The following is a 24,567-nucleotide window of genomic DNA, read 5'->3' as shown; positions in this document are numbered from 1 at the left end:
GCCTATTTGCCTATGCAGAAGGACGAGAAAACCTCGCCCAAAATGTCTTCAACGCCGATCGCCCCGGTGACGCGGGCCAGGGCGTCGGCCGCGCGGCGCAAGTCTTCACCCGCCATCTCAGGCGCCAGATCGAGCGCCCGGCGCCCCTCCTCGACAGCGGACAAGGCCTCGGTCAAACGGCGGCGATGGCGCTCGCGGGTCACGGCGGGGAAGTCAGCGCCGGACAGGTCGCGCGCCAGGCGGGCGGCGATCCAGTCATGCAGTTCGGACAGCCCCTGCCCCGTCGTCGTGCTGACGCTGACGGGTTCGAGGTCCGGCGTCGGCGTCACGGCGCCCAGGTCGGCCTTGTTCAGCACCTGAAGATCGGAGGGGCGCACGAAGGCCGCGGCCGGGTCCTCAGCCCCGTCGGTCGAGGGCGAGCGGACCCACAGGCGCAGATCTGCCCGCTCGGCCCGAAGCCGAGCCCGCCGAATGCCCTCGGCCTCGACCACATCGTCGCTTTCGCGAAGGCCTGCCGTGTCGGACAAGGTGACGGCGTAACCGCCGATCATGATGTCCGCGTCCAGCACGTCGCGCGTGGTCCCGGCGATGGGGGTGACGATGGCCGCCTCACGCGCGACCAGGGCGTTGAACAGAGACGACTTGCCCGCGTTCGTCTCGCCAATCAGGACGATGCGATAGCCCTCGCGCACCCGTCGTCCGCGATCGCTGTCGGCCAGGGCTGAGCGCAGGTCGGCGGCCAGGGCGTCGAGCACCGGCCCGGCGCTGCGCGCCAGGTTGTCGGGCACTTCCTCGTCGGGGAAGTCGATCTCGGCCTCGACCAGGGACAGCGCCTTCAGCAGGTCGCGGCGAAAGCCCCCGTAGGCGGCCGACAAGGCGCCGTCGAGTTGACCCAGGGCCTGAGACTTCTGGGCTTCCGTTTCTGCGTCGATCAGATCTGCGACCGCCTCGGCCTGGGCCAGATCCATACGGCCGTTCTGGAAGGCGCGTCGGGTGAACTCGCCCGGTTCGGCCGGCCGCAGGCCCAGGGCGATCAGGGCGGCGCTGGCCGCCTCGATGACGGCGCGACCGCCGTGCAGGTGCAGCTCGGCCGAGTCCTCGCCCGTGTAGGAGCGCGGCGCGACGAAGCGCAGCACCAGGGCCTCGTCAATCAGGCGGCCGTCGTGGCGCAGGCTGCGCACCGAGGCCAGACGTGGGGCCAGCCCCCCTGCCCCGAGCGCGGTCAGAGCCGCTCCCGTCCCCGGCCCCGACAGGCGCACGACGGCGATGGCGCCGCGTCCGGGCGGCGTGGCGAGGGCGAAGATCGTGTCAGTCATATCGTTTCTCCTCCCCATGGAATGGGGAGGTGGATCGGCGCCGAAGGCGGCGAGACGGAGGGGCTTGCACCGGCCGGGAAGAGCCCCTCCACCGCTTCGCGGTCCCCCTCCCCACGGCGTGGGGAGGAAAGCCGGATCATGGCTTGGCCGCGCCCGTGACGGCGGCTTCCATCAGACGGCGGAACTGGTCCTGGGCCTGAACGCCGAAACTGGTCCAGGTCTTCATCAGCTCATCGGGCTGCATGGCGGCCATGTTGGCGTCCATGCGCTTCTGCATCTCGGCCACCAGATGGTCGTTGAGCGGCGTCACGTCGGGCAGGCCCAGAAAGGCGCGAGCCTCGGCCGGGGTGCAGTCGATCTCGATGTTCAGCTTCATGACCCACGCTCCTGTTTCACGTGAAACACGTTTTCGCTCCCCAACGTCGCACGCGCGGCGTGCGACTACATGAGGGAATTTCGCCCTCAAGCAGCCTCGCACCGCGTGCGAGGCGTTAGGGACCCTATCAGGTGTTCATCGACTGGAAGAAGTCGCCGTTGTTTTTGGACTGGCGCAGCTTGTCGAGCAGGAACTCGATCGCGTCCTGCGGACCCATCGGGTTGAGGATGCGGCGAAGGACATAGGTCTTGGCCAGCTGATCCTTCGGCGTGATGAGGTCTTCCTTGCGGGTGCCCGACTTGAGCACGTCGATGGCCGGGAAGATGCGCTTGTCGGCGACCTTGCGGTCCAGGACGATTTCCGAGTTGCCGGTGCCCTTGAACTCTTCGAAGATCACCTCATCCATGCGGCTGCCGGTGTCGATCAGGGCCGTGGCGATGATGGTCAGCGAGCCGCCCTGCTCCACATTGCGCGCGGCGCCGAAGAAGCGCTTGGGCCGCTGCAGGGCGTTGGCGTCGACGCCGCCGGTCAGCACCTTGCCCGACGACGGGACCGTGGCGTTGTAGGCGCGGCCCAGACGGGTGATGGAGTCCAGCAGGATCACCACGTCCTTCTTGTGTTCGACCAAACGCTTGGCCTTTTCGATCACCATTTCGGCGACGGCGACGTGGCGCGAGGCGGGCTCGTCGAAGGTCGAAGCGACGACCTCGCCCTTCACGGTGCGCTGCATGTCGGTGACTTCTTCGGGGCGTTCGTCGATCAGCAGGACGATCAGGAAGACTTCCGGGTGGTTGCGTTCGATCGACTTGGCGATGTTCTGCAGCATCACCGTCTTACCGACGCGCGGCGGGGCGACGATCAGGCAGCGCTGGCCCTTGCCCAGCGGAGCGACGATGTCGATGACCCGGCCCGAGCGGTCCTTCAGCGTCGGGTCCTGGATCTCCATGTGCAGACGCTCTTCGGGATAGAGCGGCGTCAGGTTGTCGAACAGGACCTTGGTCTTGACCATCTCCGGATCTTCGAAGTTGATCGTGTCGACCTTGAGCAGGGCGAAATAGCGCTCGCCCTCGCGCGGACCGCGCACGGCGCCGTGCACCGTATCGCCCGAACGCAGGCCGAAGCGGCGGATCTGCGACGGCGAGACATAGACGTCGTCCGGACCCGGCAGATAGTTGGCGTCGGGGCTGCGCAGGAAGCCGAAGCCGTCAGGCAGGATCTCCAGCACGCCCGAGGCGATGATCTCGACCTCTTCGTCAGCCAGGGTCTTCAGGATGGCGAACAGCAGGTCCTGCTTACGCAGGTTGCCGGCGTTCTCGATGTCCAGACCCTCGGCGAAGGCGACCAGGTCTTCCGGCGTCTTCTCGTTCAGTTCCTGAAGGGTGATGCGACCGTTGGGGACGATCGGTTCGCCGTCGTCGTCCTCATCGTCGTCCTCGGCCGTCGTGTCGACGCCGTGGTCGTCGTCGTCAGAGATAGCCTGAGCAGGGACTTCGGGCTCGGCCTCTTCGACCGGCGCCGCCGCGCGGCTGCCGCCCAGGCTGAGGGTGCGGCGCGGTCGTTCGACGGGCGTTTCCGCTGCATTTTCAGTGACTTCGGTGTCCGGCGTCTCAGGCGTATCGGTCATGATGGCGTGCTCGTTCGCGCGCCCGGACGCTGCAAGGCGGCCAGGAGCAGAAGGTCGTAATGGCTTCAGCCGCAGGGGCTGGGAGGGAGGGCGACGGGCTCCCGCAGGCTCAAACCGGCAGGCGTCGCGAAAAGAGAGGGACCGCGCTGCACGGATCGGCCGCACGGTTCTCCGCAGCGGAACCACGAAAGACCCATACGGGTCAAGGCCCCTCAAGCAGCGAGCGACGGCGTCGCTCGCGTCAGGGCGCTCAGAAACTCCACTCCATCGTCACCGACAACACCATGATGATGGCCAGGACGAAGGGAATCTCATTGGTCATGCGCCAGAAACGACCCGAATATTTGGAGGTCCCGGCCGCAATCTTCTTGCGCTGCCCGGCCAGGAAGCCATGCCAGCCGGCCAGCAGGAAGACGCCGATCAGCTTGGTCACCATCCACGGCTGATGGGCGAAGGACCAGTCGGCGCCGTCGCCGCTGCGCAGCCACAGCAGCCAGCCGCCAAAGACGAAGGCCAGGATCATCGCCGGGTTGATGATGATCCGCAGCAGCCGCGTCTGCCAGATACGCAGCAGGGCCTGCATGTCACTGCGCAGGGGTTCAGGCTTGCCGTTCTGCTCGGCGTCATAGGCGAACAGACGCGGCAGGAAGAGCATTCCGGCCATCCAGGCGATCACCGCCAGGATGTGTAGCCCGCGGGCCAGGTTGTAATAGTCCATGTCGCTCCCCTCAGGCCGCCTTGGACGCCTTTGAACAGCCGGACGGGCAGGCTTTCAAGTGGGCGCATGGTCCACCCTGCGAAGCCCCCTGCGGGGCGGTTCCCGGCGCCTCCAGCGCCCGCCCGACCGCATCGGCAAGGGCGGTGATGAAAACCGGGTCGGCGCTGACCGTCGGCGCGCGCAGGTAAGGGGCGCAACCGACCTTATGGGCCAGCTCGCCGTATTCCATGTCCAGTTCGACCAGGGTCTCGATGTGTTCCGAGACGAAGGCGATCGGCACGACGAGCGCGCCCACGCCGTCTCTGGCCGCCTGTTCGATGGCGTCCGGTGTGGCGGGGCCCAGCCATTTCAGCGGCCCGACACGGCTCTGATAGCAGATGGCCCAGTCGGTCAGCCCCATGCGCTCGACCACGGCGGCGACGGTGGCCTCGACCTGAGCCTGATAGGGATCGCCGGCCGCCACCAGCTTCTCGGGGATGCCATGGGCCGAGAACAGCACCCGCACCGGCTTGCCTTGCGCCTTGTCCAACGTCTGCCGGATCAGGCGGACCTGGGCCTCGATCAGGCCCTCGGCGTCGGGGTAGCAGCAGACGACGTGGGTCTCGCCCGGTCCGTCGTAGCACTCGGTCCACTTCTTCACCGAGGAGGCCGTCGTGGTGGTCGAGAACTGCGGATAGAGGGGCAGAAGGACGATCTTGTCGGGCTGGAACGCCTTCACAGCCGCCGCCGTCTCTTCCGTCAGCGGGTGCCAGTAGCGCATGGCGATGAAGACCCGGCTGTCGTCGCCCGGCGAGGCGTCCGCCAGCGCGCGCGACAGGGCCTCGGCCTGTTTCTGCGTCTCTGGCAGCAAGGGGGAGCCGCCGCCCATCAGGGCGTAGTTGGCCTGGGCCGAGGTCTCGCGGCGGCTGGAGATCAGCTTCGCCAGCGGCGTGCGCACGATCCCCGGCAGACCGATGATGGCCGGATCGTTGAACAGGTTGAACAGGAAGGGTTTGACCGCTTCGGGGCGATCAGGACCGCCCAGATTGGTCAGGACGACCGCCACGCGCCGGTTGGGTCGTCCCTCTGGGGTAGCGGCGGTCTGGCTCATTGGGCGCCGATCCGTTTCAACACTTGCTCGACATGGGCGATGGGCACGTCAGGCAGGATGCCGTGGCCGAGGTTGAAAATCCACGGCCCCTGGCCCCAGGCCTCCATCAGTTGGTCGACACGGCGATCCAGAGCGTCGCCTCCCGCACGCAGCAGCAGCGGGTCCAGCGCCCCCTGAATGGGTTTGATGGCCTGGACGCGCTTGCCGACTTCCAGCGGACAGGCGGTATCCAGCGCCACGCCCTGCACGTCGCATTCGCGCGCATAGCGTTCGGCCAGGGCCGCCGAGCCCCTCGGGAAGCCGATCAGGGGCACGGTGACGCCCAGTTCACGTGCGCGGGCGACCAGCTTCTGATGCGGCTTCAGCACCAGGCTCTCAAACAGATCGTCGGGCAGGCCCTCGGCCCAGCTCTCGAAGATCTTCAGCACCTGAGCGCCTGCGTCCTGCTGCATCTTCAGATAGTGGGCGGTGGCTTCCACCAGCACGTCCAGCAGGCCGTAAACGATCTCAGGCTGAGTATAGGCGTAGGTGCGCGCCAGACCGCGCTCGCCCTTGCCCATGGTCCGGTGTTCGCCGTCCAGCATGTAGGTGGCCACGGTCCAAGGCGCGCCGGCGAAACCGATCAGAGCGCGTTCCGGCTCCAGTTCCGCGCGCACCAGGCTGAGCGTCTGGCCCACGGCCTTGAGGGCCTCTCCAGCCTGCTGAGCCTTGTCGGCCATCGACTGCACCGACGGCAGGGCGCCCAAGCGCGGACCTTCCCCCGCCTCGAACCACACCTTCTGCCCCAGGGCGCCGGGGATCAGCAGGATGTCGGCGAAGACAATGGCGGCGTCGAAGCCGAAACGACGCATCGGCTGCAGGGTCGCTTCGGCCGCCATCTCCGGATTCAGGCAGAAGGCGATGAAGTCCGGGGCCTTGGCCCGCAGCTCGCGGTACTCCGGCAAGTAGCGCCCGGCCTGACGCATGAACCACACAGGCGGGCGGGAAAGGATTTGGCCCTGGAGAGCCTGGATCAGAAGGGGCGTGCTCATGTCTTGGGCTTTAGGATGCACACCCCCAAGCCTCAATACCTATTCAGATTTAAGAATTGAAAGAATTAGAGGTTGGAAGCAGGGCCGGGGAGCACGGGGATAACCTTGGACCGTCCCGGTTGGACTCCGACTTGTCCCCGTTTCACGGCGAAGGAATCCGCGTGATCGCCGGCCGGGGTGTGAGTCATGGGGATAAGCCGTGAAACACCCGCCAGACTCGGGTTTGTCTCTGGGCGCCGTTGTGGGTGAATCCACGGGCGCCGAATTTGGACAGCGAGTCCTGCCCACAGCATGGGATGAAACCTCGGCGCCCAGGCGGACGACTCCGGCGCCGATCGCGGCAACGGCGCCCGCGATCCCCGCTCGCGACCGGCGACAGGGCTTGCTACAGGATTCGGCGCCCGGTCTTTCACGAACGGCGCCCCGGCTTTTCAACAGGGCGCGGGGATGATCCGACCGTGGGACAGAAGGAGACGCCGTCCTCATGAGCCCTGCCCGTCCTCCCGGCGCGTCGCGTCTGGCCACATACTTCCATGTCCACCTCGTCTCGGATTCGACGGGGGAAACGTTGAACGCCATGGCCAAGGCGGTGATCGCCCGTTTCGACGGCGTCATTCCCATCGAGCACATCTACGCCCTGGTGCGGTCCAACAAGCAGATGGAGCGGGTGCTGGAAGAAATCGCAGCGGCGCCTGGCGTGGTCCTGCATACGCTGGTCGATCGCGAGTTGCGCGAACAGCTGGAAGTCGGCTGTCGTCGGCTGCAGATGCCGCAGATCGGGGCGCTCGACCCGCTGGTCGGCGCCCTGTCTCGCTACCTCGGGGCGGATGTTTCAGCACGGGTCGGCGCCCAGCACGCGCTGGACACCGGCTATTTCAACCGGATGAGCGCGCTGGACTACGCCATCGCCCACGATGACGGACAAGGGACGCTGGAGCAGCTGGAACAGGCCGATGTCGTCCTGTGCGGCGTCAGCCGGACGTCCAAGACGCCGACCTGCATCTATCTGGCGCATCGCGGCATTCGGGCGGCGAACGTGCCGCTGGTGCCGGGGCAGGAAGACGGCGAGCGGCTGACGGCGCTGAAGAACCCGCTGGTGGTCGGCCTGACGGTTTCGCCGGACCGCCTGGTGCAGATCCGCCGCAATCGCCTGGACGGACTGAACGCCGGCCATGCCTCGGCCTATGTCGACCATGACTCCGTGCGCGAAGAGACCATCAAGGCGCGGCGCGCCTTTGAACGGCGCGGCTGGCCGACCATCGACGTGACCCGGCGTTCGGTCGAGGAGACGGCCGCCGCCATCATCAACCTGTTGAGCGAGCGGCGCAGCCGCCGCCTGGGAGCGCCGATGTGACCGAGGCCCCCCATGAACGTCTGATCCTGGCCTCCAAGAGCGCCGCGCGCCGGGCCATGCTGGAAAACGCCGGCGTGCCCTTCGCCGTCCAGGTCGCCGATGTGGACGAAGACGCCCTGAAGACGCCGGGGGTCGATCCAGCCGAGTTGGCGGTGGAGCTGGCGCGGGCCAAGGCGCTGGCGGTGTCGCGTCATGACCCGGAGGCCTGGGTGCTCGGCGCCGATCAGACCCTGGCCTTTGACGGGGGGCTGGTCTCCAAGGCGCCGACGCTGGCGGCGGCGCGCGAGCGCCTGTCGGCCATGCGCGGCCGCTCGCACCACCTGCACTCGGGCGCGGCTCTGGCGCACAAAGGCCAGATCGTATGGAGCGGGCTGGATACGGCCGAAATGAAGGTCCGCGCCTTTTCCGACGCCTTCCTTGACGCCTATCTGACGGCGGAAGGCGAAGGCCTGCTGGCCTGTGTCGGCTCCTACCGGCTCGAGGGGATGGGGGCGCAACTTTTTGACGCAGTGCAAGGCGACTATTTCACTGTTCTCGGATTGCCGTTATGGCCCGTCCTCACAGAGTTGAGGCGTGCGGGGATCATTGCGTCATGAACATAGAAACGGAACCGGCGCTCCGTCCGGCGCGCATCACCGGCCAGGTCCGCCTGGGCGGGGTCGCCGGCAATCCGATCGGCCATTCTCTCAGCCCGATCCTGCATAACGCCTGGCTGGAGGCCGGGGCTGTCGACGGATCCTATGTCGCGTTTCAGCCGAAAGACCCCAATGGATTCCGCACCCTGGTCGCCGCCGGGCGTGCGGGCCTGATCCAGGGCCTCAACGTCACGGCGCCGTTCAAGGAACAGGCCTTCGCCCTGGCCGACGACGTCGCCCCGGCGGCCAAGGCGACGGGGTCAGCCAACATCCTGGTGTTTGAAAACGGCCGGGTCCGCGCCGACAGCGCCGATGGGGCGGGCGTGCTCTACGCCCTGGCGGAACAGGCGCCCGACTTCGAACTGAACGGCGCCCATGTCGTCATGCTGGGCGCGGGCGGCGCCGCACGCGCGGTCGCGGGCTCCCTTGTCGAGGCCGGCGCGCGCCTGTCGATCCTGAACCGCACGCGCAGCCGCGCCGAGGCTCTGGCCGCCGATCTGGGCGCCGGGGTGGCGGTCGCCGAGGACGAAGGCGTGCTGGCCAAGGCCGATCTGGTCATCAACGCCCTGAGCGCGCCGCCGACAATCGACGTCGGCGTCCTGAAGGCCGACGCGGTCGTCATGGACATGACCTATAAGCCGGTGCTCACGCCCTTTCTGGCGGCGGCGCAGGCGCGGGGGCTGACTACGGTCGATGGGCTGGCCATGCTGATCGGTCAGGCCGGACCGTCATTCGAGGCTATTTTCGGCGTCCCGCCGCCGCCGCTGGACCTGCGCGCCGTGGCTATGGCCCATCTGGACGCCGCTGCATGATCGTTCTGGGACTGACCGGCTCCATCGGCATGGGAAAGTCCACGACGGCGCAGATGTTCGCCGAAGAAGGCGCGGTGATGTGGGACGCCGATGCCGCGGTTCATCGGCTCTATGGGCCGGGCGGAGCAGCAGTCGCGCCGCTGGCGCAGGCCTTCCCCGGCGTGGTCGTGGATCGCGCGGTCGACCGCACGCGGCTGGCCGAGGCTCTGGGGCGCGACGAGACCGCCTTTCAGCGCCTGGAGGCCATCGTTCATCCGTTGGTCGCGGCGGACCGCGCGAAAGCGTTGAAGGCCGCGGAGGTTCAGGGCGCGCAGTTGGCGCTGGTGGACATCCCGCTTCTGTTTGAGACGGGCGGCGACGCCGCCGTAGACGCCGTGGTGGTGGTCACCGCCGAACCCGAGGTGCAGGCCCAGCGCGTGCTGGCTCGACCCGGCATGACGCGCGAGCGGTTCGACGCCATACTGTCGCGGCAGACGCCGGACGCTGAAAAGCGCGCCCGCGCCGACTTCGTCGTCGACACGGGCCGGGGCCTGCAGGCGGCGCGCGATCAGGTACGCCAGATCGTGGGGACAGTCCTGTCGCCGTCGTGGACGCCGCCGCGCGGCGCTCTTTCGTTCGGAGCGGAACCCCGGCATTAAGGGGCATGGCTCGCGAAATCGTCCTCGATACTGAAACCACCGGCTTCGATCCCAAGACGGGCGATCGGCTGATCGAGGTGGGCTGCATCGAGATCGAGGACCTGCTGCCGACGGGCCGGACCTTTCACCGCTTCATTAACCCCGAACGGCTGATCCCGCCCGACGCCATCAAGGTGCACGGCATCACCGACGACAAGGTGAAGGACGCCCCCAAATTCCATGAGGTTATCGATGACCTGATGGAGTTCCTGGGCGATGCGCCGCTGATCGCGCACAACGCCAACTTCGACCGCAACTTCATCGACTTCGAGATCGGCCGGATTGGCCGCAAGCCGCCGCCGCAGGATCGCTGGATCGACACCCTGGCCCTGGCCCAGAAGCGGTTTCCGGGCATGGCCAACTCGCTGGACGCCCTGTGCAAGCGCTACAAGATCAGCCTGGTCGAGCGCACCTTGCACGGCGCCCTGATCGACGCCCGCCTGCTGGCCGAGGTCTATCTGGAGCTGCGCGGCGGCAAGGAGCGGGCGCTGGACCTGACGTCGACGCGCGGCGGTCCTGCGGAGACAGCGGTGCGCGCCGCCTACGGCGCCCGGCCGCGCCCCCTGCCCTCCTTCGTCACGGCCGAGGAAGAGGCGGCCCACCTGGCCTTCCTCAAGGCGACGATCAAGGACTTCAGCCTGTGGGCGGGCTATGGCGTGACGGTCGAAGCCGAGGCCGAAGAAGCCGCCTGATCGTTGGGGTCCGCCAGGACGGGCTTCATCAGAATATAGGTTCCGGGCTTGGTCTGGCAGGCGTCGATCTGGGGAACCAGGCGACGGAAATGCTCGCTGGCGCAATGGGCGTCGAGCGCGGCCTGATCGGGCCATTCCTCGATGAAGATGAAGTGTCCCGGCTGTTTGTGATCCTCGAACAGCTCATAGGCCAGACACAGGGGCTCGCCCCGCGTCAGCCGCACCAGTTCGGCGTAGAGAGGCCGCACCGTCTCGATATGTTCAGGCTTGATGAAGTCCTCGGCGATGACCTTGAGCACTACGCTGTCCTTGCAAATGAAAAGGGGCGCCCATCGGACGCCCCTCCACATAACAGTCGCTCAAGCAGCGAGGCGCCGCGCGCCTCGCGTTAGCGACCCAGGCGTCAAGCCTGGCCGGTCTCAGCCGGGGCGCTGGCGATCTGCTGCTGGCGGGCGATGTAGATGGCGGCGAAGTCGATCGGGTCGACCATGAAGGGCGGGTAGAAGCCGCCGTCCGCCGTCGCCTGGGCGATGATCTGGCGGGCGAAGGGGAAGAGGTAGCGCGGGCACTCGATCAGCAGCAGGGGCTCGATGTCCTGCGGCTGGACGCCCTGCAGGGCGAACAGGCCGCCGTAGAGCAGTTCCACGTGAAACACCGGCGACTTGTCATCGGCCGTCGCCTTGATCGACAGCTTCAGGTCCACTTCGAACAGGCCGTCGGGGCGGCCCTGGGCGTTCATCTCGACGCCCATGTCGATGGCGGGTTTGCCGTCGATGCGCAGGCTGTCCGGCGCCTTGGGGTTCTCGAACGACAGGTCGCGGACGTATTGGGCCAGGATGCGGAAGCCCGGGCCTTGCGGCTGGCCGTCCTGCGGCTGGGCTTGGTCGGGCGTCTGGCCGTTGGCGTCGGCGGGCGGCGTGGCGTCGGTCATGGGTGTGGAAACCGTCTTGCAGAAATGGAGGCGTCCCGCTCCCTCCGGAGGCGGGCGTGAGCGGCGGCGGTAGCATGACGAGACCCTGTGTCGCAACGTCGAGACCGGCGTTCGCCCCCTGCTTCGCCTTGCGCCCGCCCGGATCGACCCCTAATCACAGGGCACGCCCTGCCTCTGGGGAGAGCCCCTGGCCCGCCTGTCGTGTGACCGGCGGCCTGACTAATCGAGGAACCCACCGTGCCGGTGACCTTTCAGATCGTGATATTCGCCGTCATCGCGGCGGTTCTGCTGTTTCAGCTCTATAATGTGCTGGGCAAGAAGGTCGGCCGCCAGCCGGAGGACAATCCCAAGCCGATGCCGGTCCCGGCGGCATTGGGCGGCGCGGCCGAAGCGCCCAAAGGCCCTGTCGCCGATCCCGCGCTGACGGCGGCGATCGCCGGGCTGAAGGCGCGCGACCCCAACTTCGACCCGCACCGGTTTCTGGAAGGCGCGCGTCAGGCCTATGAGACCATCGTACGCGCCTACGCCAAGGGCGACCGCGAGGCCCTGCGCCCGCTGCTAACCGACAAGGTCATGAGTTCGTTCGAGGCGGGCATCGCCGCCCGTGAGGCGCGCGGCGACGCCGAGAGCGCCGAACTGGTCCATGCCCCCCGCGCCGACCTGGAACTGGCCACCGCCGAGGGCGATCGCGCCCTGGCCAAGGTGCGCTTCCTGGCCGAGGTGCGCGGGTCGCTGACCCCTTCGGGCGGCGAGACCGTCACAGAAGAGCGCCGCACCGCTGAAATCTGGACTTTTGAGCGCCGCCTGGGCGCGTCCGATCCCAACTGGGCCTTGGCCCGCGTTGAGCCGGCCGCCGCTTGATGCTAGCCCGGTCCGTGTCCCTCGATCAGGCGGGCGCGGCCCGTTATCCAAAGGCTCCGCTTGCCTGGACAGGCGTTGCTGTCCTGGCGCTGCTGGCGGCGTCGTGCGCGTCGGCGCCTCGCGCCGTGCCCACGCCCGATCCTCGACCCCTGCCGCCCATCGATAGACCGACCTTGCCGCCGGTCGCAGGCGAGCTCCCCCTTGCCGCCCTGCCCGGCTGGGCCGAGGAAGACCACCTGGCCGCTCTGCGGGCCTATGCCGCCGGATGCGGTCCGTCCCGTATTGCGGTTGAAACCTGCCGCGACGCCCGCGCCCTCGTCGCGCGCGCCAGTCCCAGCGACGCCCGCGCCTTTCTTGAGAGCCGTTTCTCGGCGACCGAGGTCCAGACCGATGACGGCGGGCGCGGCCTGCTGACCGCCTATTTCGCGCCCGAGTACCCGGCCCGCCGCGCGCCGGACGCCGAGTTCGACGCGCCGGTGCTCAGCCGGCCGGCCAATCCGTCCAGCGTCGGCGATCGCGCCGCCATCGAGGCCGGATCGGCGCAGTCTTCCGTCCTGGCCTGGATGAAGGCGGAGGATCTGTTCTTCCTGCAGATTCAGGGATCCGGCACCCTTGCCTTCCCCGACGGCGCCCGTCTGCGCGCCGCCTACGCCGCCGACAACGGCGCCAAGTTCGTCGGCATCGCCCGCCCCATGGCCGATGAGGGTCTGCTGCCGCGCGACGGCACCTCGGGCGAGGCCATCCGCGCCTGGCTGGCGGCCCATCGCGGACCCGAAGCGCGACGGGTGATGGCGCTGAACCCGCGCTACATCTTCTTCACGACCAGTCCGGACGACGGCAATGAGGCCACGGGCGCGGCAGGCGTGCCCCTGCCCGCGCGGCGTTCGGTGGCGGTGGACCCGTCGCGCTGGACCTATGGCGAGGCGGCCTGGATCGAGGCGGACGGGGGCAACCTGCGCGGGGCCCGCGCCAGCTATCGCGGCCTGGTGGTGACGCTGGACACGGGCTCGGCCATCCGCGGCCCGGTGCGCGCGGACCTCTACATCGGGCGCGGCGACGCGGCGGGCCTAGAGGCGGGCGCGGTGCGCCACCCCTTGCGGATGTGGCGCCTGATCCCGCGCGGCTGACCTTTAGCGCTTCTTCAGGCTGCCCAATACGCCGCGCAGCAGTTCGCGGGTGATGGTGGAGCCGGCGGTGCGCAAGACCGACTTGGTCAGGGCCTCCATAGGCGTCTGGCGGTTGGAGGCGGCCCGAGCGCGGGGCGCGGCGCGTTCGCGGCTCGGCGCCGGCGCGGACCGCGCGGCCTTTTCCGCCGCCTTCGCATCAGCCGCCGCTGAGGCGGTTTCGGCTTCGAGACGGTCGGCCTGGGCGCGGCGGGCCTTCAGCACCTCTTCGGCCGACTCGCGGTTGATCGCCGTGTCATAGAGGCCGCGCACCGGGCTGGCGGCCATGATCGCCGCGCGCTCGGCTTCGGTCGCCGGGCCCAGGCGCGAATCCGGCGGACGGATCTTGGTCTGGGCCACGACGGTCGGGGCGCCCTTTTCGTCGAGCGTGGACACCAGCGCCTCGCCGACCCCCAGCGCCTGAATGGCCTCGGCGGTGTCGAAGGCCGGGTTGGCGCGGAAGCTCTGGGCGGCCGCGCGCAGGCCCTTCTGCTCGGCGGGGGTATAGGCGCGCAGCGCGTGCTGCACCCGGTTGCCCAGCTGGGCCAGGACGCTGTCGGGAATGTCGGCCGGGTTCTGGGTCACGAAATAGACGCCGACGCCCTTGGAGCGGATCAGGCGCACCACCTGCTCGACCTTCTCCAGCAGGCCCTTGGGCGCGTCGTTGAACAGCAGGTGCGCCTCGTCGAAGAAGAAGACCAGGCGCGGCTTCTCCGGGTCGCCGATCTCGGGCAGCTGCTCGAACAGCTCGGACAGCAGCCACAGCAGGAAGGCGGCGTACAGGCGCGGGCTGTTCATCAGCCGCGTCGCGTCCAGCACGTTCACCTGGCCCCGGCCGTCCAGGGCGGTGCGCATCATGTCCTCAAGCCGCAGGGCCGGTTCGCCGAAGAAGGCCTTGCCGCCCTGCTGCTCCAACTGAAGCAGGGCGCGCTGGATGGCGGCGATAGAGGTGGGCGACACGTTGCCGACCTCGCGGCCGATCGTCTGGGCGTTCTCGCCGACATGGGCCAGCAGGGCGCGCAGGTCCTCCAGGTCCAGCAGCAGAAGGCCTTCCTTGTCGGCGACGTGGAAGGCGACCGTCAGCACCCCTTCCTGCACGTCGTTCAGCTCCAGCATCCGGGCCAGCAGCACCGGGCCGACGTCCGACACCGTGGCGCGGATCGGATGGCCCTTCTGGCCGTACAGGTCCCAGAAGACGACGGGCGCCGACTTGCCGTTGAGCGTCAGGCCCATCTTGCCGGCGCGTTCAGCGAACTTCTCCAGCCCGCCGTCCTGGCTGATCCCGGAAAGGTCGCCCTTCACATCGGCGCAGAACACCGGGACGCCCGCTTCGGAAAAGCCCTGGGCCATGATCTGCAGGGTCACGGTCTTGCCGGTGCCGGTGGCGCCCGCCACGACGCCGTGGCGATTGGCCCGGTTCAACAGCAGGCGTTCAGGCGCGCCTTCAAAAGACTGGCCGAGAAACAGAGCGGGGGCGTCGGTCATGAAGCGGGTCTCCTGCGTGACAGTCCATGCTTAATCGCCCGCGCCGCCGCTGCAAGGCGGAACCTCGGCGGTTGACAGCGATTGACGCCGGTCCATGCCACGATGACAGTCTCGCCATGAAGCTTCCGATCACCGTCCGCCATTCCTCGCCGGCCGCCCATGCGGTGGTCTTGATCGCTGTGGTGGCGGCAGGGGCGGCGCTTTACTGGCTGCGGGACATCCTGACGCCCCTGGCCATGGCCATGTTCCTGATGATCATGATCGACGGGGTGAAGCGGGCCATCGAGCGCCGCACGCCGATTCCGCCCCGTTTCGCCGGCGCGGCGGCCTTGATCGCCGTGGTGCTGGGGTTCCTGCTGTCGATCTGGATCATCGTCGATGGGGCGGCGGGCTTCTTCACCGACGCCTCGGGCGTTGCGGGTAATATCGGTCCGCGTATCGATCAGATCAGCCGCGACGTGTCCGCCCTCGTCGGGATCAGCGACCCGCCGACCTTCCACGACATGATCGCCGGTATCGACGTACGCGGCTGGCTGACCAGCGCCGCTTTCCAGGTGCAGGGGGCGGCGACGGGCGCCTTCTTCGTCATGATCTACCTGGGCTTCCTGCTGGCCTCGCAGGCGGGCTTCCGCAAGAAGATGGTCGGCATGTTCCCCGAGCGCGGCCCGCGTCAGGAGGCGTTGGAGGTGTTCGAGCGCGTGCGCGGCGGGGTCGAGGGCTATCTGTGGGTCCAGGCTGTGACCGGGGCCATGATCTGCGCCGTGGCGTGGGTGCTGATGCGGGCTGTGGGGCTCCAGAACGCTGAGTTCTGGACCTTCGTCATCTTCATCGTCGGCTTCATCCCGGTGCTGGGCGGGGCGGTGGCCGGCTGCGCGCCGCCGCTGTTCGCCCTGGTCCAGTTTGAGAGCTATTGGCCGGCGGCGGTGCTCTTCGTCGGGCTTCAGGTCCTGCTGTTCCTGGTCGGCAATCTGGTGCAGCCGCGGATGCAGGGCGACAACCAGAACATCGACCCTATCGTCGTGCTGCTGGCCCTGGCCTTCTGGGGCAAGCTGTGGGGCGTGGCGGGGATGTTCCTGTCGACCCCTCTGGCGGTGATGGCCATGGCCATTCTGGCGGAGTTCAAGGGCTCGCGCTGGATCGCCGTCCTGCTGTCCGGCGATGGCGAACCCTATGCCCGCAAACCCGGCCAGGAAAGCCCGCCAAAGGGCGGTTCTTCCTGGCTCGGACGACTTTTGGGCCGCGACGTCCCGTCGCAGGATCGAAGCCTGAAATAATCCTTCAATTGTCCTTGAAAGGCCGCAATCGCCGCCTATCTCATCCTCACACGACGCGGCCCTCCCCTCCCCCTCCCGGGCTGCGGCGTCTGAGGCCGGCGCTTCCCTCCCCCTCCTAGCGCCGGACCGAGCAGGCCGTCGGACATCGTTCGACGGCCTTGTTCGTTTTTGGGGCCAGGGTCGACGCTTCTGGCCGGTCGGATCGGTCCAAACGCGGCGAAAATGGGGCTTGTGATGGACAGCTGAGCGCCCCGGATGCGAAAAACCATCCACAACTGGGCCCCTTGCGCCACATGGTGCGCTGCACACTGAAAATCCATGCAATTCGGGGCTTGAGCGGCCTAGCCGTTCTCGCCGGGCGCGCTAAGGTGCCGCAGTTTTCCCCAGCGGTTTTGCCCCGCGCCGTTTGAGACTTTCGTCATGTCCGCTGCTTCGCGCATCGTTCCCGCCGTTCCCGCTGACCTGGGAGCGCTGGAAGCGGCCTATGCGCGGATTGCGGCGCCTCCGGGGGCCGCCGAGAAGGCCCTGCTGGCCCAGGCGTTCGACGATTACGCCGCCGATGAGACGCCCGAACTGGGCGGCGACGATCTGGCGATCCTGCTGGCCGGCGCATGGCGCGGCGCCCAGGCCCGCAAGGCGGGCGAGCCCGCCCGCATCACCGTCGGTCCTCTGGTCGACGAACACGGCGTCAACACCGGCTATGACCAGATCCTGATCCTGCAGGACGACGGCCCCTTCCTGGTCGACAGCGTGCTGGGCGAACTGGCCGAGGCCGGCGTCACCGTGCGCGCCCTGTTCCACCCGATCGTCGAGGTCGAGGCCGGGCGCCGCGATTCCTTGATCATCGCCGTCATCGATCCCCTGCCGCAGGAGCGCCGCGACGCCCTGGGTGAAGGTCTGGCGGCCGCCCTGGCCGATGTCCGCGCCGCCGTGCGCGACCACGCCCCGATGCTTGACGCGATGGGCGCCGAGATCGCCCGCCTGGAGGCCCACCCGCCGGTCGGCGTGGCGAGCGAGGTCCTGGCCGAGAACCTGGCCTTCCTGCGTTGGGTCAAGGACGACCACTTCGTCTTCCTGGGCGCCCGCCAGTACGACTATCCGCGCGGGGCCGACGGCGCCTATGAGGCCGAGGCGCCTCTGAACCAGTCGACGGATGGACTGGGCATTCTCAGCGATCCGGAGCGCCGCGTCCTGCGCCGCGCCAATGAGCCGGCCGTGCTGACGCCCGCCATGCAGGCCCAGCTGAACGAGAGCGAGCCGGTCACCGTAGCCAAGGGCAATATGCGCTCTCGCGTGCACCGCCGCGCCTATATGGACTACATCGGCGTCAAGCGTTTCGACGATCAGGGCCGCGCCGTGGGCGAGACGCGCTTCGTCGGCCTGTTCACCCATGAAGCCTACGACGTCATGGCGCATGAGGTGCCGCTGCTGCGCCGCAAGGTCGAGAACGCCCTGGCCCGCGCCGACAAGACGCCCGGCAGCCACAACCACAAGCGCCTGCGCACCATCCTCGAAAACTATCCGCGCGACGAGCTGTTCCAGATCGGCGAGGACGAGCTGCTGGATACGGCGCTGGGCATCCTGCACCTGTATGACCGCCCGCGCATCCGCCTGTTCACGCGCCGCGATCCGTTCGACCGGTTCGTCTCGGTGCTGTGCTTCGTGCCGCGCGAGCGCTACGACGCCGGGCTGCGTCAGCGTATCGGCGCCATCCTGGCCGAGGCCTGGGGCGGCCGGGTGTCGGCCGCCTATCCGCAGATGTCGGACCAGCCGCTGACCCGCGTCCACTACATCATCGGCGTGACGCCGGGCGAGCACCCGGTGCCGGATCTCAAGGCGTTGGAGGCCGAGGTGGCCGAGGCCGGCCGCAGCTGGATCGACCGCTTCGAGCGCGCCCTGCGCCAGGCCGGGGTGGACGAGGCCGCCGTCGGCCCGACCAGCGCCCGCTGGGCCGAGGGCTTCGGCGTCGCCTTCCGCGACCGCTATGACGCGGCCGAGGCCGTGGCTGATCTGGAGCAGTTCGACCGTCTCAACGACGGCGCGGCCGCCAATGGCGTTCACGCCGAGCCGGTGGCGGTGCGCGCCTTCCGCACCGCCGACGAGACCAACCTGCAGTTCCGCTTCAAACTGTATCGTCGCGGCTCGGCCGTGCCGCTGTCGGACGTCCTGCCGATCCTGGCCGACATGGGCCTGAAGACGCTCGAGGAATCCGACCACGTGGTGCGCACGATCGGTCAGGAGCCGATCTATATCCACGACTTCCTGCTGGAAGACCCGCGCGGCGCCGACCTGGTGTTCGCCGATCTCAAGACCCCGTTCGAAGAGGCCTTCAAGGCCGTGTGGAACGGCCGCACCGAGAGCGACGGCTTCAACCGTCTGGTGCTGGAGCTGGGCGTCGACTGGCGCGAGGCGGCCCTGATCCGCACACTGGCCCGCTATCGCCAGCAGACCGGTCTGGACCCGTCGCAGGCGGTTCAGGAAGCGGCCCTGCGCGAGTACCCCGACGTGGCGCGCGCCATCGTGTCGCTGTTCAAGGCCAAGTTCGATCCCGCCCACGGCGGTTCGGTCGCCGAGCGTGAAGCGGCCGTGGCCGAGCTGGACGCCAAGATCGAGACCCTGTTGCAGGACGTGAAGAGCCTGGATCACGACCGCGCTCTGCGCCGGATCGCGGCCCTGATCGACGGGATCAAGCGCACCAACTTCTATCAGGTCGACGCCGAGGGTCATCCGAAGGCGCACATCTCGATCAAGATCGCCGGTCAGGAACTGGCCGACCTGCCCCTGCCCAAGCCCTTCCGCGAGATCTTCGTCTGGGCGCCGCATATCGAGGGTTCGCACCTGCGCTTCGGCCCGGTGGCGCGTGGCGGCCTGCGTTGGTCGGATCGTCGTGACGACTTCCGCACCGAGGTCCTGGGCCTGGTGAAGGCCCAGCAGGTCAAGAACTCGGTCATCGTCCCGGTCGGCTCCAAGGGCGGCTTCTATCCCAAGCAGTTGCCGGTCGGCGGCACGCGCGAGGAAATGCAGGCCGAGGCGATCCGCGCCTACAAGACCTTCCTGTCGGGCATGCTGGACATCACCGACAACATCGTCGGCGACGCCGCCCCGGTGCGTCCGGCCAATGTCGTGGCCTGGGAAGGCGACGACCCCTATCTGGTCGTGGCTGCCGACAAGGGCACGGCGACCTTCTCGGACATCGCCAACGGCGTGAGCCAGTCCTACGGCTTCTGGCTGGACGACGCTTTCGCGAGCGGCGGCTCGGCCGGCTATGACCACAAGGAGATGGGCATCACCGCGCGCGGCGCTTGGGAGGCGGTCAAGCGTCACTTCCGCGAGGTCGGCAAGGACATCCAGACCGAGCCCTTCACCGTGGTCGGCGTCGGCGACATGTCCGGCGACGTCTTCGGCAACGGCATGCTGCTGTCCAAGGCGACCAAGGTGGTGGCCGCCTTCGATCACCGCGACATCTTCATCGACCCGACCCCGGATCCCGCCACGTCGTGGGAAGAGCGCAAGCGTCTGTTCGAGACCCCGCGCACCAGCTGGCAGGACTATGACAAGAGCCTGATCTCGGAAGGCGGCGGCGTCTTCTCGCGCTCGGCCAAGTCGATCACCCTGACCCCGCAGATCAAGGACCTGCTCGACATCGAGGCCGACACGGTCGACCCGGTCACCCTAATGCAGGCCATCCTCAAGGCCCGCGCCGAGCTGCTCTACTTCGGCGGCATCGGCACCTACATCAAGGGTTCGGGCGAGACCAACCTGCAGGTCGGCGACAAGGCCAACGACGCCATCCGCGTCAACGGCGGGGACATCCGCGCCCAGATCATCGGCGAAGGCGCCAACCTGGGCATGACCCAGCTGGGCCGCATTGAGGCCGCGCGCGCGGGCGTTCGCCTGAACACCGACGCCATCGACAACTCGGCCGGCGTGGACTCCTCCGACCAGGAGGTGAACATCAAGATCCTGCTGGGCGGCGCCATCGCCTCGGGCCATCTGAAGGCCGAGGACCGCAACGCCCTGCTGAAGTCGATGACCGACGAGGTGGCGGACAACGTCCTGCGCCACAACTACGACCAGACCCTGGCCCTGACCCTGCAACAGGCCGAAGGCGCCGCAGCGCTGGACGCCCAGCAGGCCTTCATGCAGCACCTGGTTTCGATCGGTAAGCTGAACCGGGCGGTGGAATATCTGCCCGACGACGCGCGCATGGCCGAGATGAAGCTGCAGGGCCAGGCCCTGTCGCGACCGGAGCTGGCGGTCCTGACCGCCTATTCCAAGCTTGAGCTGTTCGACGAGATCGTCGCCTCGGCGGCGCCCGACGACGCCTTCTTCGAGCGGATGCTGGTCGACTACTTCCCGACCCCGCTGGCCCAGTTCGAAGAGGACATGAAGGGTCACCGCCTGCGTCGCGACATCATCGCCACCGTGCTGTCGAACGAGATCGTCAACATGGCCGGGCCGACCTTCCCCGACCGCCTGCGGGCGGCGGCGGAGTGCGACACCGCCGCCATGGTCACGGCCTTCGAGACCGCGCGTCACGTCTTCCGCCTCGACGAGGCCTGGAAGGCGGTCGAGGCCCTGGACCTGAAGATCCCGGCCGAGGCCCAGACGGCCCTGTACCAGGAGATCGCCCTGGTCCTGCGTCGCCAGACCTTCTGGCTGGCGCGCCGCGCGGCCCGCACCGAGACGACGGTCGGCGGCATGATCGCCGCCTATCAGCCCGCCGCCGACGCCCTGCGCGCCGCCGGCCCGGACGTGCTGTCGCGCTATGAACACGCCCGCTACGACGACCGGGTCCAGACCTTCATCGGCCTGGGCGCGCCTGAGGAGCTGGCCCGCGACATCGCCATGCTGCGTCCGATGGTGGCCACGGCCGACATCGGCGACCTGGCGACCGAGCTGGGCTGGGACGCCCCGGCCATGGCGCGCGTCTATCACCAGGTCGGCGCCGCCTTCGACTTCGACCGCCTGCGCGTGGCGGCCGGGTCGGTGCCGTCGGGCGATCACTTCGATCGCCTGGCCGTGCGTCGCCTGATCCAGGACCTGATGACCGAGCAGCAGCAGCTGACCCGCGCCGTGGCCACCGCCTCGGCCCAGGGGGCCGGCGCCGGCGAGGACAGCGCCGAACAGGCGGTCGACGCCTGGATCGGCGCCCGCATGGATCAGGTGGAAGCCCTGCGCGGCTCGGTCGACGAGATCGAGACCTCGGGCTCCGGCTGGACCTTCGCCAAGCTGACCATTGCGAATGGAGCGATCCGCGAGGTCTTGGCTTCGGCTTCCTAAGTGAGGTGACGCCGGGCGACAGCCCGGCGTCACGCGCTACGCTCGCCGCGCGGCGGCTCGCTGCTTGAGCGCTTTTTGGAGCGCTATTGGCCGTTTCGAGAAAATCAGGCCCGTCCGTTTCGTCGTCTGGCGAGGCGGGCGGGCCTTGGCGTTTGGGGCGGGGTCGGTTTAGGTGGCGCCTTGCTGTTCAGTGAACCGGAGGGCCCATGCCCAGGAAGTTCCTCGTCGTCGTCGACGACAGTCCCGAGCTGGGCGCCGCCCTGGCCTACGCCTCGCGCCGGGCGCGCTCGACCGGGGGCCATGTGGCGCTGCTGCGCGCCCTGCCCGGCGGATCGGACGAGCACTGGTCCGGCGTCCGCGACGAAATCCGCCGCCAGCAGCGCGAAGAGGCGGAAAGCCTGCTGACCCGACTGGGCGAGAAGGTCGCCGAAACCTCGGGCGCCCCGCCCGTCTATCTGATCGAGGACGGCGATCCCCAGGCCGCCATCCGCAAGGCCGTTGGCGACGACCCTGACATCAAAATCCTCATCCTGGCCGCTGGGGCCAATGGGCGCGGTCCCGGCCCGCTGATCTCGGCGGTGCTGAAACAGGGCGCCGCCTTCACCGGCCGCAAACTGCCTGTCACCATCGTGCCCGGCGAACTGACCGACGAAGAGATTCAGGACCTGGCCTGACCGTCATGAAAACCCGTCTGGTCGCCGCCGCCGTCCTGTTGTCGCTGGCGGCGTTCGCGCCTGACGCCCGGGCGCAGTCGACGGCGCAGTCGGCGGCGCGAAGCTATGCGGTCCAGGGCGAATGCGACGGCCGCCCGGCGACGCAGGTGCGGATGGCGCCGGGCTATTGTCTCGGATTGGTATGGCAGGGAGGCGGACAGGACGGCCCGCGTATGCCGCGCGGCCTGCTGCCGCTGGAGAACGGCGACTGGCTGGTCACCGATCTGGGCGCGTGGGAGGCGGGCAAGGGGGCGGTGTGGCGCCTGTCGTTTGCGGCTGACGGCGCAGCGCGCTGGCGACGGCTGGCGGGCGGCCTGTCGATGCCGCACACGGTGAAGCGCGGGCCGGACGGACGCATCTATGTGTCCGAGATGAACCGCATCCTGACGCTGGACCCCGACGCCGCCGATGCGCAGGCCAGCGTCCGAACCGTCATCGGCGACCTGCCAGACAACCGCCTGCACGACAACCGCCACCCGCTGTCCAGCTTCGTCTTCGATGGGAACGGCGACCTGCTGGTCAATGTCGGGGCGCCCAGCGACCGCTGCCTCGATGCGGCAGGCAAGCCGAAGACGGACGCGCGCGGGGCCTGCGTCGAGGACGCCGCGACGGCGCAGGTGCGAAGCCACGCCTATCTGGGGAACGGCCGCTGGGCCGAGGACAGCACCGTCTTCGCCTCAGGCTTGAGGAACTCCATCGCCCTGGTGCGGCACCCGTCGGGAACGGTGCTTCAGGCCGAGAACTCGGTCGATCTGGACACGCCCGAGCACCCCTATGACGAGATCAACGTCCTGACGCAGGGGCGCCATTACGGCTGGCCCTATTGCGTCGATCTGGTCACGCCGCTGCCGGGCTGGCCGGCGCGTCAGGCGCGCTGCCATGAGCGCGAGAAACCGATCGCCCTGCTGCCGCCGCACGCGGCGCCGCTGGATCTGATCTACTACGAAGGCGCGATGTTCCCCGAACTGCAGGGGCGGCTGCTGATGACCTGGCACGGTTTCCGCCGCACGGCGGGACGCATCGTGGCGGTCGAGACGGACGAGGCGGGGCGGCCCCTGACCGATATCGGCGGACGCTACGCCATCTATCCGCGCGGCGCCCTGCCCTACCCCGCCGGCGCGTCGAGCGTGAACGGCAAGGTGCTGACGCCGGGCTGGGACAGGATCGCCGGGCGCCATCCGCGCGGCTCGCCGGTGACGATGGCGACGGCGCCGGACGGCTCCATCTGGGTCACGGATGACAGAAGCCGGGCGATCCTGAGAATCGCCCGGCCCCGGTAGGCTTGGGTTTTAAGAGGGCGTTTTAGCCCTTCTGGCCGTCCCGCTTGGCCAGGACGCGCAGGCGCAGGGCGTTCAGCTTGATGAAGCCCTCGGCGTCCTTGTGGTCATAGGCCTGAACGCCTTCCTCGAAGGTCACCAGATCCTGATCGTACAGGCTGTTGGGGCTCTCGCGGCCGATGATGGTGACGTTGCCCTTGTAGAGCTTGACGCGAACCGTGCCCGAGACCTTCTGCTGGCTGTGGTCGATGGCGGCCTGCAGCATCTCGCGCTCGGGGCTGAACCAGAAGCCGTTGTAGATGAGCGAGGCGTACTTCGGCATCAGCTCGTCCTTCAGGTGCATGGCGCCGCGATCCAGCGTGATCGACTCCATGCCGCGGTGGGCGGCCAGCATGATGGTGCCGCCGGGGGTCTCATAGACGCCGCGCGACTTCATGCCGATGAAGCGGTTCTCGACCATGTCCAGACGGCCGACGCCGTTGTCGTGGCCCAGCTGGTTCAGCTTCGTCAGTAGGGCGGCGGGCGACAGAGCCTCGCCGTCGATGGCGACCGGATCGCCCTTTTCATAGGCGATGGTGATGATGGTCGGGGTGTCCGGCGCGTCTTCCGGCGCGATGGTGCGCTGGTGCACGAACTCGGGCGCCTCGACGGCCGGGTCTTCCAGCACCTTGCCCTCGGACGAGGAGTGCAGAAGGTTGGCGTCGACCGAGAAGGGCGCCTCGCCGCGCTTGTCCTTGGAGATCGGGATCTGGTGCTTCTCGGCGAACTCCAGCAGGGCTTCGCGAGACTTGAAGTCCCACTCGCGCCATGGGGCGACGACGCGGATGTCGGGCTCCAGGGCATAGTAACCCAGCTCGAAGCGGACCTGGTCGTTGCCCTTGCCGGTGGCCCCGTGACAGACGGCGTCGGCGCCGACCATGCGGGCGATCTCGATCTGGCGCTTGGAGATCAGCGGGCGGGCGATCGAGGTGCCCAGCAGATACTGGCCCTCGTAGACGGTGTTGGCGCGGAACATCGGGAAGACGAAGTCGCGCACGAACTCTTCGCGCAGGTCGTCGATGAAGATGTTCTCGGGCTTGATGCCCAGCTTCAGCGCCTTTTCCTTGGCGGGGGCGAGCTCCTCGCCCTGACCCAGGTCGGCGGTGAAGGTCACCACCTCGGCGTTATATTCCGTCTGCAGCCACTTCAGGATGATCGACGTGTCCAGCCCGCCCGAATAGGCGAGGACGACTTTCTTGGGGGCGGGCTTGCTCAT

Annotated in this window: 21 protein-coding genes; 11 read left to right on the top strand and 10 right to left on the bottom strand. The window is 68.4% G+C overall.

Annotated elements, in window-relative coordinates; all coding sequences use genetic code 11:
* Positions 1 to 2 precede the first annotated feature (2 nt).
* From mnmE to hemE, 6 genes are all read right to left on the bottom strand, one after another.
* Positions 3 to 1,316 (bottom strand): tRNA uridine-5-carboxymethylaminomethyl(34) synthesis GTPase MnmE, encoded by a 1,314-nt coding sequence (mnmE, locus tag H9656_RS12360; protein WP_191744568.1) that lies wholly within the window; start codon positions 1,314 to 1,316, stop codon positions 3 to 5.
* A gap of 136 nt (positions 1,317 to 1,452) precedes the next feature.
* On the bottom strand, positions 1,453 to 1,692 hold the full coding sequence (locus H9656_RS12355) for a DUF6489 family protein (protein ID WP_003166554.1): 240 nt from the start codon (positions 1,690 to 1,692) through the stop codon (positions 1,453 to 1,455).
* A 127-nt stretch (positions 1,693 to 1,819) separates the two neighbouring features.
* Positions 1,820 to 3,316: a transcription termination factor Rho gene (gene rho / locus H9656_RS12350; RefSeq protein ID WP_191744567.1), complete on the bottom strand. Its 1,497-nt coding sequence runs from the start codon at positions 3,314 to 3,316 to the stop codon at positions 1,820 to 1,822.
* Positions 3,317 to 3,566: 250 nt separating this feature from the next.
* Positions 3,567 to 4,034 carry a CopD family protein gene (locus H9656_RS12345; RefSeq protein WP_191744566.1) on the bottom strand — a complete coding sequence of 156 codons (468 nt, stop codon included), beginning with the start codon at positions 4,032 to 4,034 and terminating at the stop codon, positions 3,567 to 3,569.
* A gap of 10 nt (positions 4,035 to 4,044) precedes the next feature.
* Positions 4,045 to 5,124 (bottom strand): ferrochelatase, encoded by a 1,080-nt coding sequence (hemH, locus tag H9656_RS12340; protein WP_191744565.1) that lies wholly within the window; start codon positions 5,122 to 5,124, stop codon positions 4,045 to 4,047.
* Positions 5,121 to 6,155 (bottom strand): uroporphyrinogen decarboxylase, encoded by a 1,035-nt coding sequence (hemE, locus tag H9656_RS12335; RefSeq protein ID WP_191744564.1) that lies wholly within the window; start codon positions 6,153 to 6,155, stop codon positions 5,121 to 5,123. The genes hemH and hemE overlap by 4 nt, the downstream gene beginning before the upstream one ends.
* Positions 6,156 to 6,639: 484 nt before the next feature.
* On the opposite strand from hemE, the gene H9656_RS12330 reads away from it, so the two are divergent.
* The 5 genes from H9656_RS12330 to dnaQ are packed head-to-tail and all read left to right on the top strand — an operon-like array spanning position 6,640 to position 10,325.
* Positions 6,640 to 7,509 carry a pyruvate, water dikinase regulatory protein gene (locus tag H9656_RS12330; RefSeq protein WP_191744563.1) on the top strand — a complete coding sequence of 290 codons (870 nt, stop codon included), beginning with the start codon at positions 6,640 to 6,642 and terminating at the stop codon, positions 7,507 to 7,509.
* Positions 7,506 to 8,105 carry a Maf family protein gene (locus H9656_RS12325; protein WP_191744562.1) on the top strand — a complete coding sequence of 200 codons (600 nt, stop codon included), beginning with the start codon at positions 7,506 to 7,508 and terminating at the stop codon, positions 8,103 to 8,105. Before H9656_RS12330 ends, H9656_RS12325 begins: the two co-directional genes overlap by 4 nt.
* Complete coding sequence (gene aroE, locus H9656_RS12320) at positions 8,102 to 8,956, top strand: shikimate dehydrogenase (RefSeq protein ID WP_191744561.1); 855 nt, start codon at positions 8,102 to 8,104, stop codon at positions 8,954 to 8,956. The genes H9656_RS12325 and aroE overlap by 4 nt, the downstream gene beginning before the upstream one ends.
* Positions 8,953 to 9,594 carry a dephospho-CoA kinase gene (gene coaE, locus H9656_RS12315; protein ID WP_191744560.1) on the top strand — a complete coding sequence of 214 codons (642 nt, stop codon included), beginning with the start codon at positions 8,953 to 8,955 and terminating at the stop codon, positions 9,592 to 9,594. The genes aroE and coaE overlap by 4 nt, the downstream gene beginning before the upstream one ends.
* Positions 9,595 to 9,599: 5 nt before the next feature.
* Positions 9,600 to 10,325, top strand: a complete 726-nt coding sequence (gene dnaQ / locus H9656_RS12310; protein ID WP_191744559.1) for a DNA polymerase III subunit epsilon — start codon at positions 9,600 to 9,602, stop codon at positions 10,323 to 10,325.
* Here the strand turns inward: dnaQ and H9656_RS12305 are convergent.
* A complete protein-coding gene (locus tag H9656_RS12305; RefSeq protein ID WP_191744558.1) occupies positions 10,283 to 10,624 on the bottom strand; it encodes a putative quinol monooxygenase in 342 nt (113 codons plus the stop codon). The genes dnaQ and H9656_RS12305 overlap by 43 nt on opposite strands.
* 104 nt (positions 10,625 to 10,728) lie before the next feature.
* Entirely contained in the window at positions 10,729 to 11,256 is a 528-nt protein-coding gene (secB, locus tag H9656_RS12300; RefSeq protein WP_025976419.1) for a protein-export chaperone SecB, read from the bottom strand.
* Between the two features lie 243 nt (positions 11,257 to 11,499).
* On the opposite strand from secB, the gene timA reads away from it, so the two are divergent.
* Together timA and H9656_RS12290 are read left to right on the top strand one after the other, a co-directional pair.
* On the top strand, positions 11,500 to 12,117 hold the full coding sequence (timA, locus tag H9656_RS12295; RefSeq protein ID WP_191744824.1) for a TIM44-related membrane protein TimA: 618 nt from the start codon (positions 11,500 to 11,502) through the stop codon (positions 12,115 to 12,117).
* Positions 12,118 to 12,242: 125 nt separating this feature from the next.
* On the top strand, positions 12,243 to 13,244 hold the full coding sequence (locus H9656_RS12290; RefSeq protein ID WP_449727636.1) for an MltA domain-containing protein: 1,002 nt from the start codon (positions 12,243 to 12,245) through the stop codon (positions 13,242 to 13,244).
* Positions 13,245 to 13,247: 3 nt separating this feature from the next.
* Here the strand turns inward: H9656_RS12290 and H9656_RS12285 are convergent, their stop codons facing one another.
* Positions 13,248 to 14,765: a helicase HerA-like domain-containing protein gene (locus H9656_RS12285; RefSeq protein ID WP_191744556.1), complete on the bottom strand. Its 1,518-nt coding sequence runs from the start codon at positions 14,763 to 14,765 to the stop codon at positions 13,248 to 13,250.
* Between the two features lie 116 nt (positions 14,766 to 14,881).
* On the opposite strand from H9656_RS12285, the gene H9656_RS12280 reads away from it, so the two are divergent.
* The 4 genes from H9656_RS12280 to H9656_RS12265 all read left to right on the top strand — a co-directional run bounded on the left by H9656_RS12280 (position 14,882) and on the right by H9656_RS12265 (position 23,315).
* Positions 14,882 to 16,039 (top strand): AI-2E family transporter, encoded by a 1,158-nt coding sequence (locus tag H9656_RS12280; RefSeq protein WP_191744555.1) that lies wholly within the window; start codon positions 14,882 to 14,884, stop codon positions 16,037 to 16,039.
* Between the two features lie 420 nt (positions 16,040 to 16,459).
* Positions 16,460 to 21,322, top strand: a complete 4,863-nt coding sequence (locus H9656_RS12275; protein ID WP_191744554.1) for an NAD-glutamate dehydrogenase — start codon at positions 16,460 to 16,462, stop codon at positions 21,320 to 21,322.
* Positions 21,323 to 21,528: 206 nt separating this feature from the next.
* Positions 21,529 to 21,996, top strand: coding sequence for a universal stress protein (locus tag H9656_RS12270; protein ID WP_191744553.1), 468 nt, complete (start codon positions 21,529 to 21,531; stop codon positions 21,994 to 21,996).
* 5 nt (positions 21,997 to 22,001) lie between these two features.
* The gene (locus H9656_RS12265; protein ID WP_191744552.1) at positions 22,002 to 23,315 is read left to right on the top strand and encodes a PQQ-dependent sugar dehydrogenase; all 1,314 of its coding nucleotides are present in this window, start codon (positions 22,002 to 22,004) and stop codon (positions 23,313 to 23,315) included.
* A 22-nt stretch (positions 23,316 to 23,337) separates the two neighbouring features.
* Here H9656_RS12265 and H9656_RS12260 read toward each other — a convergent pair whose 3' ends face one another.
* Entirely contained in the window at positions 23,338 to 24,567 is a 1,230-nt protein-coding gene (locus tag H9656_RS12260) for an argininosuccinate synthase (RefSeq protein WP_191744551.1), read from the bottom strand.

The organism is Brevundimonas guildfordensis (genome assembly GCF_014836405.1).
Classification (GTDB): Bacteria; Pseudomonadota; Alphaproteobacteria; order Caulobacterales; family Caulobacteraceae; genus Brevundimonas; species Brevundimonas guildfordensis.
The sequence above is the reverse complement of the archived record's forward strand: the minus strand, read 5'-3'. Positions and strand labels throughout refer to the sequence as shown.

Bases quoted from the DNA above. Each gene is read 5' to 3' on its own strand.
- H9656_RS12265 (WP_191744552.1), top strand. From the start codon at position 22,002: ATGAAAACCCGTCTGGTCGCCGCCGCCGTCCTGTTGTCGCTGGCGGCG.
- coaE (WP_191744560.1), top strand. From the start codon at position 8,953: ATGATCGTTCTGGGACTGACCGGCTCCATCGGCATGGGAAAGTCCACG.
- H9656_RS12280 (WP_191744555.1), top strand. From the start codon at position 14,882: ATGAAGCTTCCGATCACCGTCCGCCATTCCTCGCCGGCCGCCCATGCG.
- hemH (WP_191744565.1), bottom strand. From the start codon at position 5,124: ATGAGCCAGACCGCCGCTACCCCAGAGGGACGACCCAACCGGCGCGTG.
- H9656_RS12345 (WP_191744566.1), bottom strand. From the start codon at position 4,034: ATGGACTATTACAACCTGGCCCGCGGGCTACACATCCTGGCGGTGATC.
- mnmE (WP_191744568.1), bottom strand. From the start codon at position 1,316: ATGACTGACACGATCTTCGCCCTCGCCACGCCGCCCGGACGCGGCGCC.
- H9656_RS12330 (WP_191744563.1), top strand. From the start codon at position 6,640: ATGAGCCCTGCCCGTCCTCCCGGCGCGTCGCGTCTGGCCACATACTTC.
- hemE (WP_191744564.1), bottom strand. From the start codon at position 6,155: ATGAGCACGCCCCTTCTGATCCAGGCTCTCCAGGGCCAAATCCTTTCC.
- H9656_RS12285 (WP_191744556.1), bottom strand. From the start codon at position 14,765: ATGACCGACGCCCCCGCTCTGTTTCTCGGCCAGTCTTTTGAAGGCGCG.
- H9656_RS12270 (WP_191744553.1), top strand. From the start codon at position 21,529: ATGCCCAGGAAGTTCCTCGTCGTCGTCGACGACAGTCCCGAGCTGGGC.
- H9656_RS12355 (WP_003166554.1), bottom strand. From the start codon at position 1,692: ATGAAGCTGAACATCGAGATCGACTGCACCCCGGCCGAGGCTCGCGCC.
- H9656_RS12260 (WP_191744551.1), bottom strand. From the start codon at position 24,567: ATGAGCAAGCCCGCCCCCAAGAAAGTCGTCCTCGCCTATTCGGGCGGG.
- secB (WP_025976419.1), bottom strand. From the start codon at position 11,256: ATGACCGACGCCACGCCGCCCGCCGACGCCAACGGCCAGACGCCCGAC.
- dnaQ (WP_191744559.1), top strand. From the start codon at position 9,600: ATGGCTCGCGAAATCGTCCTCGATACTGAAACCACCGGCTTCGATCCC.
- H9656_RS12275 (WP_191744554.1), top strand. From the start codon at position 16,460: ATGTCCGCTGCTTCGCGCATCGTTCCCGCCGTTCCCGCTGACCTGGGA.
- aroE (WP_191744561.1), top strand. From the start codon at position 8,102: ATGAACATAGAAACGGAACCGGCGCTCCGTCCGGCGCGCATCACCGGC.
- rho (WP_191744567.1), bottom strand. From the start codon at position 3,316: ATGACCGATACGCCTGAGACGCCGGACACCGAAGTCACTGAAAATGCA.